12 protein-coding genes are annotated in these 15,693 nt (G+C 69.5%); 10 read left to right on the top strand and 2 right to left on the bottom strand.

Annotated features, from left to right (window positions below):
- Window positions 1-21: 21 nt before the first annotated feature.
- On the top strand, window positions 22-216 hold the full coding sequence (locus tag E7Y32_RS01500) for a hypothetical protein (protein ID WP_146335499.1): 195 nt from the start codon (window positions 22-24) through the stop codon (window positions 214-216).
- A 68-nt stretch (window positions 217-284) separates the two neighbouring features.
- A complete protein-coding gene (locus E7Y32_RS01495; protein WP_146335497.1) occupies window positions 285-1,913 on the top strand; it encodes an alkaline phosphatase in 1,629 nt (542 codons plus the stop codon).
- 95 nt (window positions 1,914-2,008) lie between these two features.
- Here E7Y32_RS01495 and E7Y32_RS01490 read toward each other — a convergent pair whose 3' ends face one another.
- Window positions 2,009-2,722: a TetR/AcrR family transcriptional regulator gene (locus E7Y32_RS01490; RefSeq protein WP_146335496.1), complete on the bottom strand. Its 714-nt coding sequence runs from the start codon at window positions 2,720-2,722 to the stop codon at window positions 2,009-2,011.
- Window positions 2,723-2,960: 238 nt separating this feature from the next.
- Here E7Y32_RS01490 and E7Y32_RS01485 point away from each other — a divergent pair, with 238 nt between their 5' ends.
- The 5 genes from E7Y32_RS01485 to atzF are packed head-to-tail and all read left to right on the top strand — an operon-like array spanning window position 2,961 to window position 11,810.
- On the top strand, window positions 2,961-4,478 hold the full coding sequence (locus E7Y32_RS01485) for an amino acid permease (protein ID WP_146335495.1): 1,518 nt from the start codon (window positions 2,961-2,963) through the stop codon (window positions 4,476-4,478).
- Between the two features lie 60 nt (window positions 4,479-4,538).
- Window positions 4,539-5,414 carry an urea amidolyase associated protein UAAP1 gene (locus tag E7Y32_RS01480; protein ID WP_146335494.1) on the top strand — a complete coding sequence of 292 codons (876 nt, stop codon included), beginning with the start codon at window positions 4,539-4,541 and terminating at the stop codon, window positions 5,412-5,414.
- Window positions 5,411-6,100, top strand: coding sequence for an urea amidolyase associated protein UAAP2 (locus E7Y32_RS01475; RefSeq protein ID WP_146335493.1), 690 nt, complete (start codon window positions 5,411-5,413; stop codon window positions 6,098-6,100). Before E7Y32_RS01480 ends, E7Y32_RS01475 begins: the two co-directional genes overlap by 4 nt.
- Complete coding sequence (gene uca / locus E7Y32_RS01470) at window positions 6,097-9,855, top strand: urea carboxylase (RefSeq protein ID WP_261382502.1); 3,759 nt, start codon at window positions 6,097-6,099, stop codon at window positions 9,853-9,855. Before E7Y32_RS01475 ends, uca begins: the two co-directional genes overlap by 4 nt.
- Window positions 9,852-11,810, top strand: coding sequence for an allophanate hydrolase (gene atzF / locus E7Y32_RS01465; protein WP_146335492.1), 1,959 nt, complete (start codon window positions 9,852-9,854; stop codon window positions 11,808-11,810). The genes uca and atzF overlap by 4 nt, the downstream gene beginning before the upstream one ends.
- Before the next feature lie 351 nt (window positions 11,811-12,161).
- Here the strand turns inward: atzF and E7Y32_RS01460 are convergent, their stop codons facing one another.
- Entirely contained in the window at window positions 12,162-12,476 is a 315-nt protein-coding gene (locus tag E7Y32_RS01460; RefSeq protein ID WP_146335491.1) for a DUF1905 domain-containing protein, read from the bottom strand.
- A 98-nt stretch (window positions 12,477-12,574) separates the two neighbouring features.
- Between E7Y32_RS01460 and E7Y32_RS01455 the strand changes: the two genes are divergently transcribed.
- From E7Y32_RS01455 to E7Y32_RS01445, 3 genes are all read left to right on the top strand, one after another.
- Entirely contained in the window at window positions 12,575-13,849 is a 1,275-nt protein-coding gene (locus E7Y32_RS01455; RefSeq protein ID WP_186467020.1) for a plasmid pRiA4b ORF-3 family protein, read from the top strand.
- A gap of 228 nt (window positions 13,850-14,077) precedes the next feature.
- Window positions 14,078-15,151 carry a TerC family protein gene (locus E7Y32_RS01450; RefSeq protein WP_146338110.1) on the top strand — a complete coding sequence of 358 codons (1,074 nt, stop codon included), beginning with the start codon at window positions 14,078-14,080 and terminating at the stop codon, window positions 15,149-15,151.
- Window positions 15,148-15,525, top strand: coding sequence for a winged helix-turn-helix domain-containing protein (locus tag E7Y32_RS01445; protein ID WP_146335489.1), 378 nt, complete (start codon window positions 15,148-15,150; stop codon window positions 15,523-15,525). The genes E7Y32_RS01450 and E7Y32_RS01445 overlap by 4 nt, the downstream gene beginning before the upstream one ends.
- Window positions 15,526-15,693 lie beyond the last annotated feature (168 nt).

Raw genomic sequence — 15,693 nt, 5'->3', positions numbered from 1 at the left:
CCACAACAGAGGTACATCATCATGGAAGTACTCGCCATCCTGCTCGCCGGATCCGCGCTGGTCGCAATCCCCGGCACCTTCGTCGCCATCCTGCGGGACGGCCACGGCCACACCCCCGAGGTGAGGTCCGTCGAACCGTGGAAAGCTGGCAACCTGCCCAGCGAACCCTACGCCTCGGCGAACCGGAGCTTCCCGCCCACCCTGTGGTTCCGGTAGGCACCTCAATCCAACGGCCCGGCGCTGTTCACACCCCCGCCACCGCAGGTTTACGCGGGCAGTCAAGGATGAACACCATGACTGATTTCACCCGCCGCAACGTCCTCAAAGGTGCCCTGGCCGCCGCCGGTGCTGCCGCCGTCGTCCCCGCAACGGCCGGTGCGGCCAGCGCCGCCCGGCCCGCCGGCGTCGCGCTGGTGCGCAACCGCCTGACCCTGCCGTCGGGCATCGCCACCGGCGACGTCACCACCGGCTCCGGGGTGCTGTGGTCCCGCGCATCGGGCCCGGGTACCCTCGTGGCCAACGTGCTGGCCGTCGACGACGACGGGTCCCCGCTCCGCGGCGGCCGCGCCTTCCAGCGGGTGCTGCGCGGGAGCGCCGCGTCCGAGGCGACCGACTTCACCGCCAAGATCAACGCCGAACACCTGCCCGCCGGCACCCGCTTCGCGCTGAGCCTGCACTTCGAGGACGCCGACGGCAACGCCGGCGAGACCGCGCAGGGCTCCTTCAGCACCGCCCCGAAAACGGGGCAGCTCAGCAGCGGCCGCGCGGCACGGGGCCAAAGCTTCGTCTGGAGCGGCGACACCGCCGGCCAGGGCTGGGGCATCAACGAGGAGATCGGCGGGATGCGCGGCTACGCGGCCATGCACGCCACGGCTCCGGACTTCTTCATCCACTCCGGCGACACGATCTACGCCGACGGGCCCATCAGCGCGCAGGTGACCGAGCCGGACGGCCAGGTGTGGCGGAACCTCGTCACCGAGGAAGTCTCCAAGGTGGCCGAATCCCTCAACGAGTTCCGCGGCCGGCACCGCTACAACATGATGGACAAGAACATCCGCGCCATGTACGCGCAGGTTCCGGTAATCGCGCAGTGGGACGACCACGAGACGCACAACAACTGGTACCCGGGACAGATTCTCACCGACAGCCGCTACACCGAACGCCGCGTGGACGTCCTCGCCGCCCGCGGCCGGCAGGCCTGGCAGGAATACCAGCCTATCGCCGGCGTCAGCGCCGGCGGCACTGGCTTCGAGCCCGCCCGGATCTACCGCAAGATCAGCCGCGGCCCGCAGCTGGAGATCTTCTGCCTGGACATGCGCACCTTCAAGGACGCCAACACTGATGGCAAGGAACCGCACCTGACCCACATCCTCGGCCAGGAGCAGGCCGACTGGCTGATCCGCGAGGTGAGCAAGTCCAAGGCCACCTGGAAGGTCATCGCCGCCGACCTCCCGCTGGGGCTGGTGGTCCCGGACGGCCCCGTCAACCAGGAATCGCTCTCCAACCGCGACGCCGGCGCCCCCTTGGGCAAGGAACTCGAGATCGCCGGGGTGCTCTCCGCGTTCAAGCGCAACCGGGTTAAGAACGTGGTCTGGCTGACGGCCGACGTGCACTACTGCGCCGCGCACCACTACTCGCCGGAGCGGGCCGCGTTCACCGACTTCGACCCGTTCTGGGAATTCGTGGCCGGACCCATCAATGCCGGCAGCTTCGGCCCGAACGCCCTGGACGGGACATTCGGGCCGGAGGTGGCGTTCTTCAAGGCCGGCGCCTACGCCAACGAATCCCCGCGCAGCGGCAAGAGCCAGTACTTCGGCCACGTGGATCTCGACGCCGACGACGTCTTCACCGCCAGCCTGCGCGACGCCAACGGCGCGGTGTTGTGGAGCAAGGCGCTGCAGCCGGAGCGGTAGCGCGGGGCCCGGGGCCAAGTAGCTGGCAGTTGTTGTCGTTTTGAGCCCGCGAAACGACAACTACTGCCAGTCAGTTGGAGCCGTCACGGAGCCGGTCAGGAAGCGAGCCGGGCCACGATTGCCGCGCTACGGGTCCGGATCGCGGCGAGGCCGTCAATCAGACCGCACAGGACAATGCCGGCGTCGGCCGCCTGGAGCGGGGAGTCCGGCGTGTTTAGCCCGTCGGCGCGGAGATTCACCAGAGATTCGACCAGCCGGAAGGCCAGCTCCCCGGTCTGCCCCGCGCCGGTCCAGCCGTTCGCGGGCAGGTCCGCCCCCAGCCGCCGGTACAGTCCCCGAAGTTCCTGCCGGTCGGCCATGAACCTCTCGAACCGTGTGCTGCGCGCCTCCGGTAGGTTGTAGAGCACCCCGAGGTTCCAGCGGGCGTTGCATAACTGGGTGCCGTCATAGAGGGCGACGGCGTGCAGCCGCGCGGCCACGGCCGCCGTCGGGCCGTCGCTGTCAATGCCTGGATCACCATCAATGACTGCAAGTTCGGGCACCTCCGCACCGACCCGGCGGGCAAAGGCGAGGCCGCCGGCCACCGTGCCCGCCAGCAGGACCTCCAGGATGTCGTCCTTGTGGTTGAAGTGGTGGTAGAGCGAGGACTGCCGGATCCCCACGGCCTCTGCGATGGAGCGGGTGGAGGTGTTGGCGTATCCCTGTGTGGTGAAGAGTTCGGCGGCGGCGTCGAGGATTTCCTCACGGGCGGTGGCTCCCGGTCGGGAGGGTTGCTGCTTGCGGGGGCGGCCTGGCCCGGTTGTGGTCACGGCATCATTCTTGCACCCCATCGGGGCCCATCGGGGGGTCGCCGGCGCCGCCTGCAAGGCGGTGAGCACACGGAAACACGACGGAAATATCCTGTCTATCCACCTTTTACACCGGGGAAACGAGTTCGGGACCTTCGGCTGGAAAACTATCAATTGACCGGTATTACGCACCCTAGGGCCAGCGCTGCCTTTGCCGGGACGCACCAAATCCACCGCCGTTCCAGCCCCGGAGATTCCGATGACAACCACAGTTCTTCCCTCATCCGCGCAGACGGATGACGCAGACCTTACGTCGCTTGGCTACGAGCCCTCCCTGCACCGCAAGTTGGGCCGTTACGCGTCCTTCGCGGCAGGCTTCTCCTTTGTGTCCATCCTGACCACCATCTTCCAGCTCTTCGCGTTCGGCTACTCCTTCGCCGGCCCGGCGTTCTTCTGGACCTGGCCGGTGGTGCTGATCGGCCAGCTGCTGGTGGCCCTGAACTTCGCCGAACTCGCAGCCCGCTACCCGCTCTCCGGGGCGGTCTACCAGTGGGCCCGGCGGGTGGGCGGCGAGACGGTCGGCTGGTTCGCCGGCTGGTTCATGGCCCTGGCGCAGGTGGTCACGGCCGCCGCGGCCGCCATCGCCATGCAGGTGGTGCTGCCCCAGCTCTGGGACGGGTTCCAGCTGGTGGGCGGCGACCCAGCGCTGAACACCACCACCGGTGCCGCTAACGCCGTCGTTCTTGGGGCCATCCTGCTGGTGGTCACCACCGTGATCAACTCCCTGGGTGTCAAGCTGATGGCCCACGTGAACTCGGTGGGCGTGACCTGCGAGATCGTTGGCGTCGCCGCCGTGATCCTGGCGCTCGTCACCGCCGCCCAGCGCGGGCCCGACGTTGTGATGGACACCACCGTCATCGCCGGCTCCGACCTCGGCGCGGTCGGCGCGTTCATGGTCTCGGGCCTGATGGCCGCCTACGTTATGGTGGGTTTCAACTCCGCCGGGGAACTCTCCGAGGAGACCATGTCACCGCGGCGCACCGCACCGCGCACCATCCTCTCGGCGCTGATCATCTCCGGCATCGGCGGGGCGCTAATGATCGTGACCGCCCTGATGGCCGCACCCAGCCTCGACGACGGCCGCCTCGCCACCGAGGGCCTGCCCTATGTGCTGACCGCGGTCTTGGGCACCTTCTGGGGCAAAGTGCTCCTGGTGGACGTGGCCGTCGCCATCTTCGTCTGCACCCTGGCCATCCAGACAGCCGGATCGCGCCTGGTCTTCTCCATGGCCCGCGACGGAAAACTCCCCGCCTCGGCGCTGCTGTCCTCCGTCCACCCCACCCGCGGCACCCCGATGTGGCCCTCCATCGCCATCGGCGGCCTTGCCGTGGGCGTGCTCGCCATCAACGTCGGCAACGCCGCCCTCTTCACCACACTCTGCAGCGTCTGCATCGTCATGGTGTACATCGCCTACCTCTTGGTCACGGTGCCGCAGCTCATCAACCGCCTCCGCGGCGACTGGGACCGGGTGGGCCAGACCATGCCGGCTGGACTGTTTTCGCTGGGACGCTGGGGCCTGCCCATCAACATCCTCGCGGTCCTCTACGGAGCCGTGATGGTGGTCAACCTCGCCTGGCCCCGGCCCGAGGTCTACGACCCCTCCGGCGAAAACGGGATCCTGCTCTATTCCGCCCCGCTGATGGTGGTCATCGTGCTCCTGCTCGGTCTGTGGGTCCGCCGCTCCGGCGCCCGCCGGGCCAGCCCCGACGTCCTCTGAGCCCGGCGCCCGGCGCCCGGCCCACCGCCCGCGAACTCCCCGCCCCACTTCAGGATTGATATGACACAGACCACCGAAACACCAGCCACCGCCACCACCGCTGGAGCCCGCGCGCACGCCCGGGAGCAGCACGGCCGCACCGCCGACACCATGCGGCACGTGCCGGCCGCCTCTGCCCCGGCACGGCTCACCGCCGGCCTGCCCGGCCCGGCCGTGGACCGCCTGAGCTGGGCCGAATCCGTGGCGTTCGGCCGCTACACCGCCCTGCCGCTGGCCCGGGGCACCCGGATCCGGCTTACCGACACCGACGGCGACGCCTGCGTCCACGTCCTGCTCTACCGGAGCGGAGCACTGCACGAACGGCTCAATGTGGCGGACACCGTCAAGGTTCCGTGGCAGGCTTACCCCACCGCCGGGCACCCGCTGCTTTCCGACGCCGGCCGGCTGATGGGCACGATCGTGTCCGACACGTCCGCCCGCCACGACGCCCTGACCGGCACCACCACGCTGGCCGGGAACACCTCCCGCTACGGCGCCGGAACCGTCCACAGCAGCTCGCCCGCAGGGAGGGAACTGCTGACCTTGGCCGCCCTCAAGCAGGGGCTCGGCGCCCGGGACGTGGCGCCGTCGATCTCCCTCTTCAAGGGCATCCGGGTGGACCCGGACGGCAGCATCCGGTTTACCGGTGCCGCCGGAGCCGGTGCCGCCGTCGAGATCCTCCTGCAGATGGACGCCGTGGTGCTCCTGGCCAATACCGCCCACCCGCTGGATCCTCGGCCTGACTTCACGGGAACCGCCGTCGACGTCGTCGCCTGGCACGCCCCGGAAGACCTCCGCCTGCTCGCGGAGGGACTCCTGGCCGGGCCGCTGGCCCCCGAACACCGGCAGGCACTGAACAACACCGACCACGACCTCACCGCAAGGACCTCCCGATGAAAACCGCCACCGAACCCCGGACAGCCCCGGCCGCCACTCCGGCCGCCCGCCAGACAGCGCTCGCGGACGGAGCCGTCATCCTGGACGAATACGTCGAAGCGCGCGGCCCCTGGTCCGGCGTCGTGGCCGCCGGCGACGTGCTGACCATCGTCGACCTGGACGGCAACCAGGCCGTGGACTGCCTGCTCTACGCGGCGGACGACACTGACGTGCGTTACTCCGCCGCCGTCACCCTCGCCGCGCAACGCTCCATTGTGCTGACCACCGGATCCGCGCTCCGCTCAGACACCGGCATGCCGCTGATGACCGTGGTGGCGGACGAGGTGGGCGTGCACGACACCATCGGCGGGGCCTGCTCGCAGGAATCCAACACGCTGCGCTACGGCCAGCACACTCGCGAACAGCACGCCTGCGTGGAGAACTTCCTGATCGAGGCATCCCGCTGGGGCCTTGGCAAGCGCGACCTGGTCTCCAACATCAACTGGTTCATGAACGTCCCGGTGGACCCGGACGGGGCCCTCGGCATCGTGGACGGCCTCTCCGCGCCCGGTAAACGGGTGGCCCTCCGGGCCGAGGTCGACAGCCTGGTGCTGGTGTCTAACTGCCCGCAGATCAACAACCCGTGCAACGGCTTCAACCCCACGCCAGTGCGCATGATCGTCACCCGACCGGAGGCTGCCCTGTGAGCACTTTTGAAACGCAGAACCGCTTCGATACGCCACTGTTCGACACCCTACTGGTCGCCAACCGCGGCGAAATCGCCTGCCGCATCATCGACTCCGCCCGCAGGATGGGCCTGCGCACGGTGGCCGTCTTCTCCGAGGCGGACCGCGGCGCCCGGCACGTGAAGCTGGCTGACGAGGCCGTGCTTCTGGGCCCCGCCCCGGCCAAGGACTCTTACCTCAAGGTCGAGGCCCTGCTCGCGGCGGCCGCGGCCACTGGCGCCGGGGCCATCCACCCCGGCTACGGGTTCCTCTCGGAGGACGCGGGGTTCGCCGAGGCCGTGGAAGCCGCCGGGCTGGTCTTTGTAGGCCCGACACCGGAACAACTCCGGATTTTCGGGACCAAGCACACCGCCCGCGACGCCGCCCGGGCCGCCGGCGTGCCCATGATCGCCGGCTCCGGCCTGCTCCCGGACACCGACGCTGCCGTGCTGGCGGCACGGGAGATCGGGTTCCCGCTCATGCTCAAGGCCACCGGCGGCGGCGGAGGGATCGGGATGACCGTGTGCCGTAACGAGGACGAGCTCACTGCAAGCTACCCCCGGGTTGCCCGCCTCGCCGGTGCGAGTTTCAGCACCGCCGGCGTGTTCGCCGAGCGCTACGTGGAGAATGCCCGGCACGTGGAGGTGCAGATCTTCGGCGACGGCGCGGGCAGGGTGGTGAGCCTGGGGGACCGGGACTGCTCGCTGCAGCGCCGGCACCAGAAAGTGCTCGAGGAAGCGCCTGCGCCCGACCTGCCTCCAGCGCTCCGGGACGAACTGCACCGCAGCTCCCGGGCGCTCTGTGCCTCCTTGGAATACCGCTCCGCCGGAACCGTCGAGTTCGTCTACGACCCGGTCCGCCGGGAAGCCTCGTTCCTCGAGGTCAACGCGCGGCTCCAGGTGGAACACCCCGTCACGGAAGCTGTGACCGGCGTCGACCTCGTCGAATGGATGCTGCGGCTCGCCCAGGGCGGCACCGAAGCGGCCGGTGTGCTGGCCGGGCGTCCGGACGGCCTCCCGGTCTCCGGCTACGCCGTCGAGGCCCGGCTCTACGCCGAGGACCCGGCCCGGAACTTCCAGCCGAGCTCCGGGACCGTGACCAACGCCGCGTACCCCGCCGACGACGGCGTGCGGGTCGACGCCTGGGTGGAAACCGGCAGCGAGGTCTCCACCAGCTACGATCCTCTCCTGGCCAAAATCATCACCACCGGCGCGGACCGCAACCAGGCCTTCGACCGGCTCGGTGCCGCGCTGAAAGCCACCCGGATTGACGGCATCGAAACCAACCTGGGCATGCTCCGGGCCGTGACCGGCCTGGACGTGGTCCGCCGCGCCGCCCACTCCACCGGCACCCTGAACGACCTGGGCGACCCGGAACCCCGGATTACCGTGGAACGGCCCGGCCTGCAGACCTCCGTCCAGGACTGGCCCGGACGCGCCGGCCTGTGGCAGGTGGGCGTCCCGCCGAGCGGACCCATGGACGACCTGTCCTTCCGGCTCGGCAACCAGGCCCTCGGCAACCCCGAAGGGGCCCCCGGGCTCGAATTCACCATGACCGGGCCCAGCCTGCACTTCAGCCACGCCACCACCGTGTGCGTGGCCGGGGCCCCCACCACGCTTACCGTGGACGGCACCGCCGTGCCGGCCTGGGAGCCGGTGACGGTGCCTGCAGGAGGGACGCTCGACGTCGGCACCGCCGAAGGGTCGGGCCTGCGCGGCTACATCCTGTTCCAGGGCGGGCTCGACGTGCCGCAGTACCTGGGCAGCGCCTCCACCTTCACCCTGGGCCAGTTCGGCGGCCACGGCGGCCGGGTGCTGCGCTCCGGCGACGTGCTGCGGGCGGTGAACCCTGACGCGGCTGCTGAATCACCCGCGTCGGGCCGTTCCGGTCCCGTGCCGCCGGACAGCAGACCCGTGCTGACCTCCACCTGGGAGCTGACCGTTGTAGAAGGACCGCACGGCGCCCCCGAGTTCTTCCAGCGCGAGGACATCGAGGACCTCTACGCCGCCAGCTACGAGGTGCACTTCAACTCCGCCCGCACCGGCGTCCGGCTCATTGGGCCCCAACCGCGGTGGGCCCGCAACGACGGCGGCGAGGCAGGACTGCACCCGTCCAACATCCACGACACCGCCTACTCGGTGGGCGCCCTGGACTTCACCGGCGACACCCCCATCCTGCTCGGCCCGGACGGCCCCAGCCTGGGCGGCTTCGTCTGCCCCGTGACCGTCGTGACCGCCGACCGCTGGAAGCTCGGCCAGCTCCGCCCGGGCGACACCGTCCGGTTCGTCCCCGTGCCAGCGTCCCGGGCGCCGTCGGCCATGGACCTGGGATCGGGCCGGCAGCTGGTGCTGCCGGGGCACGCCGGCTGGCCCGGTGCCGGCGCCACGTCGTCCGCGGTAATCCGCCGCGGGGACGGCGACGACGGCGTGCTGGGCAGGGTGCCCGAGGCCCCCGGGCGGCCCGCCGTCACCTACCGGCGCTCCGGGGACGACAACCTGCTGGTCGAGTACGGCGACATGGTCCTGGACCTCGGCTTGCGGGCCCGCGTCCACGCCCTGCACCAGCACCTCGACCAGCTCCGACTACCCGGCATCGTGGATCTGACGCCGGGGATCCGGTCCCTGCAGATCAAGGTGGACCCGGCCGTCCTCCCAACACAGCGCCTGCTGGGCCTGGTGCAGGAAATCGAAGCCGCGCTGCCGGCCAGCTCGGAGCTGGTAGTGCCCAGCCGCACCGTGCGCCTGCCGCTGTCCTGGGATGACCCGGCCACCCGCGAGGCCATCCAGCGCTACATGGCCGGCGTCCGGGACGACGCGCCCTGGTGCCCGTGGAACATCGAGTTCATCCGGCGCATCAACGGCCTGGAGTCCGTGAACGATGTCTTTGACACCGTCTTCGACGCCGAATACCTGGTCCTTGGGCTGGGGGACGTGTACCTGGGCGCCCCCGTGGCCACACCGCTGGACCCCCGCCACCGCCTGGTTACCACCAAGTACAACCCGGCCCGGACCTGGACACCGGAAAACGCCGTCGGCATCGGCGGGGCCTACATGTGTATCTATGGCATGGAAGGCCCCGGCGGCTACCAGTTCGTGGGCCGGACCACCCAGGTGTGGTCCCGCTACGCCGATTCCGCGCCCTTCGAACCGGGCTCACCCTGGCTGCTCCGGTTCTTCGACCGCATCTCCTGGTACCCGGTCAGCCCGGAAGAACTGCTGGACCTGCGCGCGGACATGGCCGCTGGCCGGGGACGCGGCGTCGACATAGAGGAGGGCACCTTCTCCTTGGCCGAGCACCAGGACTTCCTGGCCCGCAACAGCGAGTCCATCGCAGTGTTCCGCGCACAGCAGGCCGCCGCGTTCGCCGTCGAGCGCCAGGAGTGGGCGGACGCCGGCGAGTTCGACCGCGCGGACGCGGCAGCCGCCGTCGTTCCCGACGCCGACGAGCTGGTGGTGCCCGACGGCGCCACCTTGGTGGCCGCCCCGTTCGCCGCGAGCGTATGGAAAGTGGACGTCAAGGCGGGGGACTACGTGGTGAAGGGCCAGCCGCTGGTGTCCCTGGAGGCAATGAAGATGGAAACGGTGCTGACCGCTCCCTCCGACGGGGTGGTGCACCGGGTGCTGCCGGTGGCCGGCTCCCAAGTGGTGGGCGGCGAAGCCCTGGTGGTCCTGGAACTTCCCGGTGAGAAACACCACGACCAACCCAAAGACAAGGAACTGGAAGGTGCTGCAGCATGAAGACGGTAAACGGCGGCGCGGCTGCCCGGGTACGGTCGGCGCTCGCCGCCATCGAGGCCGTGGACCGGCCGGAAATCTGGATCGCCCTCCGTCCTGCCGAGGAGCTGTTGGCCGAGGCCGCGCGGATCGATGACGCGGTGACCGCCGGGGCGGATCTGCCCTTGGCCGGACTGCTGCTCGCCGTGAAGAACAACGTTGACGTGGCCGGGATCGACACCACTGCGGCGTGCCCCGGCTTTGCCTATCGGCCGAAGCAGGACGCCGAGGCGGTGGCCCGGCTGCGGGCAGCGGGAGCGGTGGTGGTGGGAGCCACCAACCTGGACCAATTCGCCACCGGGCTCGTGGGGACCCGCAGCCCGCATGGCGCGGTCCGTGACGCCCGCCGCCCGGACCGGATTTCCGGCGGGTCCAGCTCCGGCTCCGCGGTGGCCGTGGCCCTGGGACTGGTGGACATCGCCATCGGCACCGATACCGCCGGATCTGGGCGCGTTCCGGCAGGGTTCCAGGGCATCGTGGGCATCAAGCCCACACTGAACATGGTCTCCACCGCCGGAGTGGTGCCGGCTTGCCGGTCATGGGATGCCGTGACCATTTTCGCCCGGGACCTGGCCATGGCCGAGCTGGCCATGGGCATCATGGCCGGCGGCGCGCGCCGGTGGCCTTCAGGTGTCCGGCTGGCTGCGCCCGCCCGGGCACGCGTCGCCTACCCGTCCAGCCTCCCGGAGCTCCCGCAGGCCTGGGCAGACGAGTTCGGCCGCCAGATCACCCGGCTCCGGGCCGCCGGCGTGGAGGCCGAGCCCATCGACTTCGACGTTTTCCTCGAGGCCGCGCGTCTGCTGTACGACGGCGGCCTGGTGGCTGAGCGTCATGCCGCTGTCGGGGAGTTCGTGGACGCCGCCGGGAGCAGCCCGGGAAATCCCGCGGAGCCGGATCCGGGACTGGATCCGACGGTGGCTGGGATTGTGCACCGCGCAGGCCTGGTGGCTGCGTCCCGTTATGTGGCGGACACCGCCCGGCTTGACGGACTGAAGCGGCAGGCGATGGCTCGGCTGGAGGGGTTTGATGCCCTGGTGGTCCCCACTGCGCCGTTCCACCCGAGCCTGGCTGATGTCGCGGCCAACCCCCTGGGGGTGAATTCAAAGCTGGGCACGTACACGAATTTCTGCAACCTGTTCGATTTGTGTGCCGTGGCCGTGCCGGCCGGCGTAGTGGATGGGGCCCAGTTTGGGCTCACCGTGGTGGGGCGCACCTTCGAAGACGCGGTCGCGGCCGACGTCGCCGGCATCATCGAAGCGACCCCGCTGCCGCCTGCGTCGTTTGCGGCCGGTGCTGCTGCCGCGCTTCCGTCCCGGCCGCGGCTGCCCTGGCCAGTCCGGGCGGGTGCGGCCGCGGTTCCGTTGGTGGTGGTGGGGGCGCACCGGAAGGGCCAGCCGCTGGCGCACCAGGTCGAAGCCCTGGGCGCCGCCTGGGACGGGCAGGTGCGGACCGCGGCCCGCTACCGGATGGTGTCGCTGGATACGCAGCCGCCGAAGCCCGGCGTCTACCGCTCGGAGGACGGCGCGGAACTGGCGGCCGAGCGATGGCTCCTGTCGGAGGCGGCACTGGGGCAGTTCCTGGCGGCCCTGCCGGAGCCCATGCTGCTCGGATCCGTGCGCCTGAATGACGGCACAACCGCCGTCGGCTTCGCCTGTGATGCGGTGGCCGCTATGAACGGTACAGATATCACCCGGTATGGGGACTGGTTAATTGCGCTGGAAGCGGTGCGGTCAGGAACGGCCGGGGCCGGGCAGGACGGGGGTGGGCATCACACGCCGGCCGGGGCCGGGCAGGGAGCCCCTGGACGGGAATCGACCCGGCCGGAGCCGTCCGGAAGCACCGGACTACATGGCGTCCTCCGTGAGGCGCTCATAACCGGATTTGGCCGGGGGCTTTGGTCGGGCGCCAGCCGGAGGTAGCAGCGAGCCGGCTTCCCGGGACAGTCCCGTTGCCCCGGGAAGCCGGCATGCACGGCGGCACCAGGCCCCAGGTCCTAGCCGAGGGAGCGTCAACGATGGATAGGAGCGGCAATGCCCAACCTTAGGAAGTGGGGATCCTGGATCCTCTACGGCTCAGACCCGCGTAGCGGAGGGGAGACGCCGGCGGCCGTTGCGCAGGAAACTGACCTGCACTACTGCTGGCTGCTGCCCGGAGACCTCTGCATTGTTCCCTCTCCTTCAACTACGGCCCTGCGGCGGCCGCCGCAGGGGTAGGCACGGGGCGAGCCGCGGTTTGTCTTTGGCTTGTTCTGGTTCAGCCGCGGGCGCCCGTCACCCCGCCTTGAACTCGAAGGCCAACTGGATTTCTACCTCCACATCGTCGCCGGCGTGAATACCAGCCGCCGTCCGGATGTCTTTCTTCACCGGGAGGAGGTACGAGTTGCTTTTGCTGTCCGGGAAGAGCGACGTCGACCAGCGGGTCCCGGCGATGCGGGCGAGCACCTTCACCGAGCCGAAGCCCTTCCGGAACGGGGCTGCCTCTACCCTGAGCTGCTCGGCCAGGTCCGGCGGCAGTGTGATGAAGTGCCAGCCCGCCTCACCGGGGTAGTGCCAGAGCTCGCCACGGAACACGTACGACGTCGTCACCCCCTGAGTATGGCACCGCACGTCCTTCGACTGTGTGACCGTTGCTATGCCCCCGAAGCGGGCCCAGCTGGCCTTGGACCTCTGGCACAATGGCCGTCATGCAGCCCGCGGACCCCGCCATCCTGAATTCCGTCCCCGCCGTCGACCTACGGATCAGCATCCAAGGCACGGAGCCGGAGATCTGGCGGCGCCTCCTCGTGCCGGAAACTGTCACCGTCCCGCAGTTCCACGAGGCCATCCAGCGGGCCTTCGGCTGGCGGGACCAGCATCTGTACGGGGTCCGCTGCGTCGACCGCCACGGCGAACCCCGGATCATTGTGGGCCCCGACGAGGCGGTGGAGGACTCCGGCGCCGAGCCGGCGTCCGGCGTCGTCCTCTGTGAACTGGTGGATGCAACGGGCCCCTCGCCCCAGGTGTTCGAGTACGAATACGATTTTGGCGATTCCTGGACGCACACGGTCGAACTGGTGGGGCCCGCGCTGCTCCCCGAGGGCAACATCAGGTGTGTGGCGGGTGCCAACCGCGGGCCGGTGGAGGACTCCGGCGGGATTGGCGGGCACCGCCACCTGGCCGAGGTGCTCGCGAATGAGAAGCACCCGGAGCACCACGACGCGGCCATGTGGTTCTACGAGGTCACCGGCGAGTGGACATCCACGTTCGATGTCACCGCATTTGACCTCGACGCCGTCAACCGGAGCCTCCGCCGTCTCAGCCTGCAGCTGTGGCCGCGGCCGGTCACCTCGGCGGAGCGGGACGCCGTGCTCCGCCCGGTCCTGTGGCTCCTGGAAAATGCTGCGGGGGATGGGCTGGAACTGACGAAGGACGGCTACCTGAAGCCGGCAATGGTCCGCCGCACGCTGGAAGAGCTCGGCTGGAGCGACGAAATCATAGGCAAGGGCAACCGGGAGTCCCATACCCCCGAGGTACTGGACCTCCGCCTGCAGCTGCTCACGTGGAAACTGCTGCGCAAACGCAACGGCAGGCTGGTACTTGGCTCGCTGGGCAAGCTCGGCCTGGCCGATCCGGACCAACTGTGGGACTACCTGGTGCAGGCCATCGGCGCCCCGCAGCACGACGCCGTGAAACTCATGACGCGGCTGGCAGCGCACTGGGCCGTCCAGGGATTCGAGCCCTCCTATTCCATCCGCGACGAGGTCATCATCAGCGCGCTCGAGGCCTCCGGCTTCGTGACCCGCTCCGGCGACCCAATCCCCGCCGAGTGGGTGCGGGACATCGACCGCACGGTGCGGCAGTCCCTGGACCGCCTCCAGCTCACGCTTCCCGGGGAGCGCTTCCGGCTGCGAGAGCGGGAACTGTCCGACGGCGGCCTCAAGTTCCTGCTCGAGGTCCAGGCAAAGCTGGGGGACCGGTAGCCTGCCGGGCAGACCGTTGTCACCATAGGTGAACTGTGCTTCACTTATTTTGTGGAGGGGAGTATCCCCGGATGATCCGTCGTCAATACGGCCGCACCTGAGCGGCCCGGCGGACAGGCCCCGAGGGGCCGGGAGAGACCTCCGGTTGGTTGAACTGACTGGAAGCGGGTACTCCTCACGAATGTTCCCTTGTGGGCCTGGCTGGCCGTCCTTGGTGTAATCGTCCTGATGCTGGTGGTGGACCTGTTTGCGCACCGCAAAGCACACGTGATCGGTGTCCGCGAAGCGGCACTGTGGTCGGCCGTCTGGGTGGCGTTCGGCGTCGGCTTCGGCGCCTTGGTGTGGCAGTTGTACGGGGCCGAATTCGGTCAGCAGTACTTCGCCGGCTACCTGATCGAAAAATCCTTGGCAGTGGACAACGTCTTCATCTGGGCGATCATCTTCACGTACTTTGCCGTGCCCCGCGAATACCAGCACCGGGTGCTGTTCCTCGGCGTCCTGGGCGCCCTGGTGTTCCGCGGCCTCTTCATTGCCGCGGGCTCGGCAATCATCGCCAGCGCAGGGTGGGTGCTGTACCTCTTCGCGGCGTTCCTGCTCTTCACCGGCTACCGGATGATCCGTGACCGCAACGACCACGTTGATCCCGAAAGGTCCCGGGCGCTGAATCTCTTCCGCCGGCGGGTTCCCATGACGGAGAAGTTCCACGGCCAGCGCCTGCTGGTCCGCAAGCGCGGCGCCGTGCTAGCCACCCCGCTGCTCGCCGTTCTGGTCCTGGTTGAAGTCACCGACATCATCTTCGCCGTGGACTCGATCCCCGCGATCTTCGCCGTCACCGACGAGGTGTTCCTGGTCTTCACCGCTAACGCCTTCGCCATCCTGGGGCTCAGGGCCATGTACTTCCTGCTCGCGGACCTGATCCACCGCTTCATCTACCTCAAGATCGGCCTGGCTGTTGTCCTGGTCTGGGTCGGCATCAAGATGCTCCTCAAAATCGACGTCTACCACATCCCCACCACGCTGTCCCTGGGTGTCATCGCCACCATCTTGGGTGCGGCCATCGGTGCGAGCCTATGGGCCACCCGTGGCCAGGAGCGGAAGGCGCCGGCGGCGCCGGCGCGGCCTCCGTTCGGAACAGCCTCGCCCGCGGAAATCGCCGAGCTGGAACCACTGTGGCGGCGGCGCCGCTCCAGTTCGGCAACCACGACGGCGGGCGGCCCACACGACGGCGGGGAAGGTGACGGGCACGACGGCGGGGACGACGGCGCTGTCCCGCACGTACCGGCCAAAGGCGGGCAGACATGAGCGAGGCCCTTCGTCCGCCGGATTTTGCGGGCGCTCCGGTTCCTCCGGGAACTGAGCGCCCACAGTGGACCTTCCTCACGAACCACGGGCATGTCCTGCGGGCAGTGGCGGCCGACCCCCACGCCCGCGTGACGGAGATCGCCGCTAGGGTCTGCATCACCCCGCGCTCCACCCTGCAAATCCTCAAGGATCTCGAAGACGGCGGGTACCTGCACCGCCGGCGGGACGGCCGGCGGACCAGCTACGCCATCGAGCCGCACCAGCACTTCCGCCACCCCGCCGCCGCAAGCCGCGAGATCGACGGCCTGATCGGGCTCTTCCAAGATCCGGCCCCCGCGGCCCGGGCGGAACCGCCGGAGGGGACCCGGATGTGATCCACTCCATAAACGCCCGACGCCGGCCACCTGGCCCCTTCGCGGCCGTTGCGGGGGCCGGAATCCGCGCAATTCCGGCGAATGTGACGCTGCGGGACCTCTCTGGGGGGCCGATTTGTTTGGGGTCGGGTTGGTGTGTAAAGTAGTTCGAGTCGCCGCCGCTGATGC

The organism is Arthrobacter sp. UKPF54-2 (assembly GCF_007858535.1).
Taxonomy (GTDB): Bacteria; Actinomycetota; Actinomycetes; order Actinomycetales; family Micrococcaceae; genus Arthrobacter.
The sequence above is the reverse complement of the archived record's forward strand: the minus strand, read 5'-3'. Positions and strand labels throughout refer to the sequence as shown.

Excerpts from the sequence above, each read along its gene's own strand:
- E7Y32_RS01500 (WP_146335499.1), top strand. The coding sequence starts at position 22 with ATGGAAGTACTCGCCATCCTGCTCGCCGGATCCGCGCTGGTCGCAATC.
- E7Y32_RS01495 (WP_146335497.1), top strand. The coding sequence starts at position 285 with ATGAACACCATGACTGATTTCACCCGCCGCAACGTCCTCAAAGGTGCC.
- E7Y32_RS01485 (WP_146335495.1), top strand. The coding sequence starts at position 2,961 with ATGACAACCACAGTTCTTCCCTCATCCGCGCAGACGGATGACGCAGAC.
- E7Y32_RS01480 (WP_146335494.1), top strand. The coding sequence starts at position 4,539 with ATGACACAGACCACCGAAACACCAGCCACCGCCACCACCGCTGGAGCC.
- E7Y32_RS01475 (WP_146335493.1), top strand. The coding sequence starts at position 5,411 with ATGAAAACCGCCACCGAACCCCGGACAGCCCCGGCCGCCACTCCGGCC.
- atzF (WP_146335492.1), top strand. The coding sequence starts at position 9,852 with ATGAAGACGGTAAACGGCGGCGCGGCTGCCCGGGTACGGTCGGCGCTC.
- E7Y32_RS01455 (WP_186467020.1), top strand. The coding sequence starts at position 12,575 with ATGCAGCCCGCGGACCCCGCCATCCTGAATTCCGTCCCCGCCGTCGAC.
- E7Y32_RS01450 (WP_146338110.1), top strand. The coding sequence starts at position 14,078 with ATGCTGGTGGTGGACCTGTTTGCGCACCGCAAAGCACACGTGATCGGT.
- E7Y32_RS01445 (WP_146335489.1), top strand. The coding sequence starts at position 15,148 with ATGAGCGAGGCCCTTCGTCCGCCGGATTTTGCGGGCGCTCCGGTTCCT.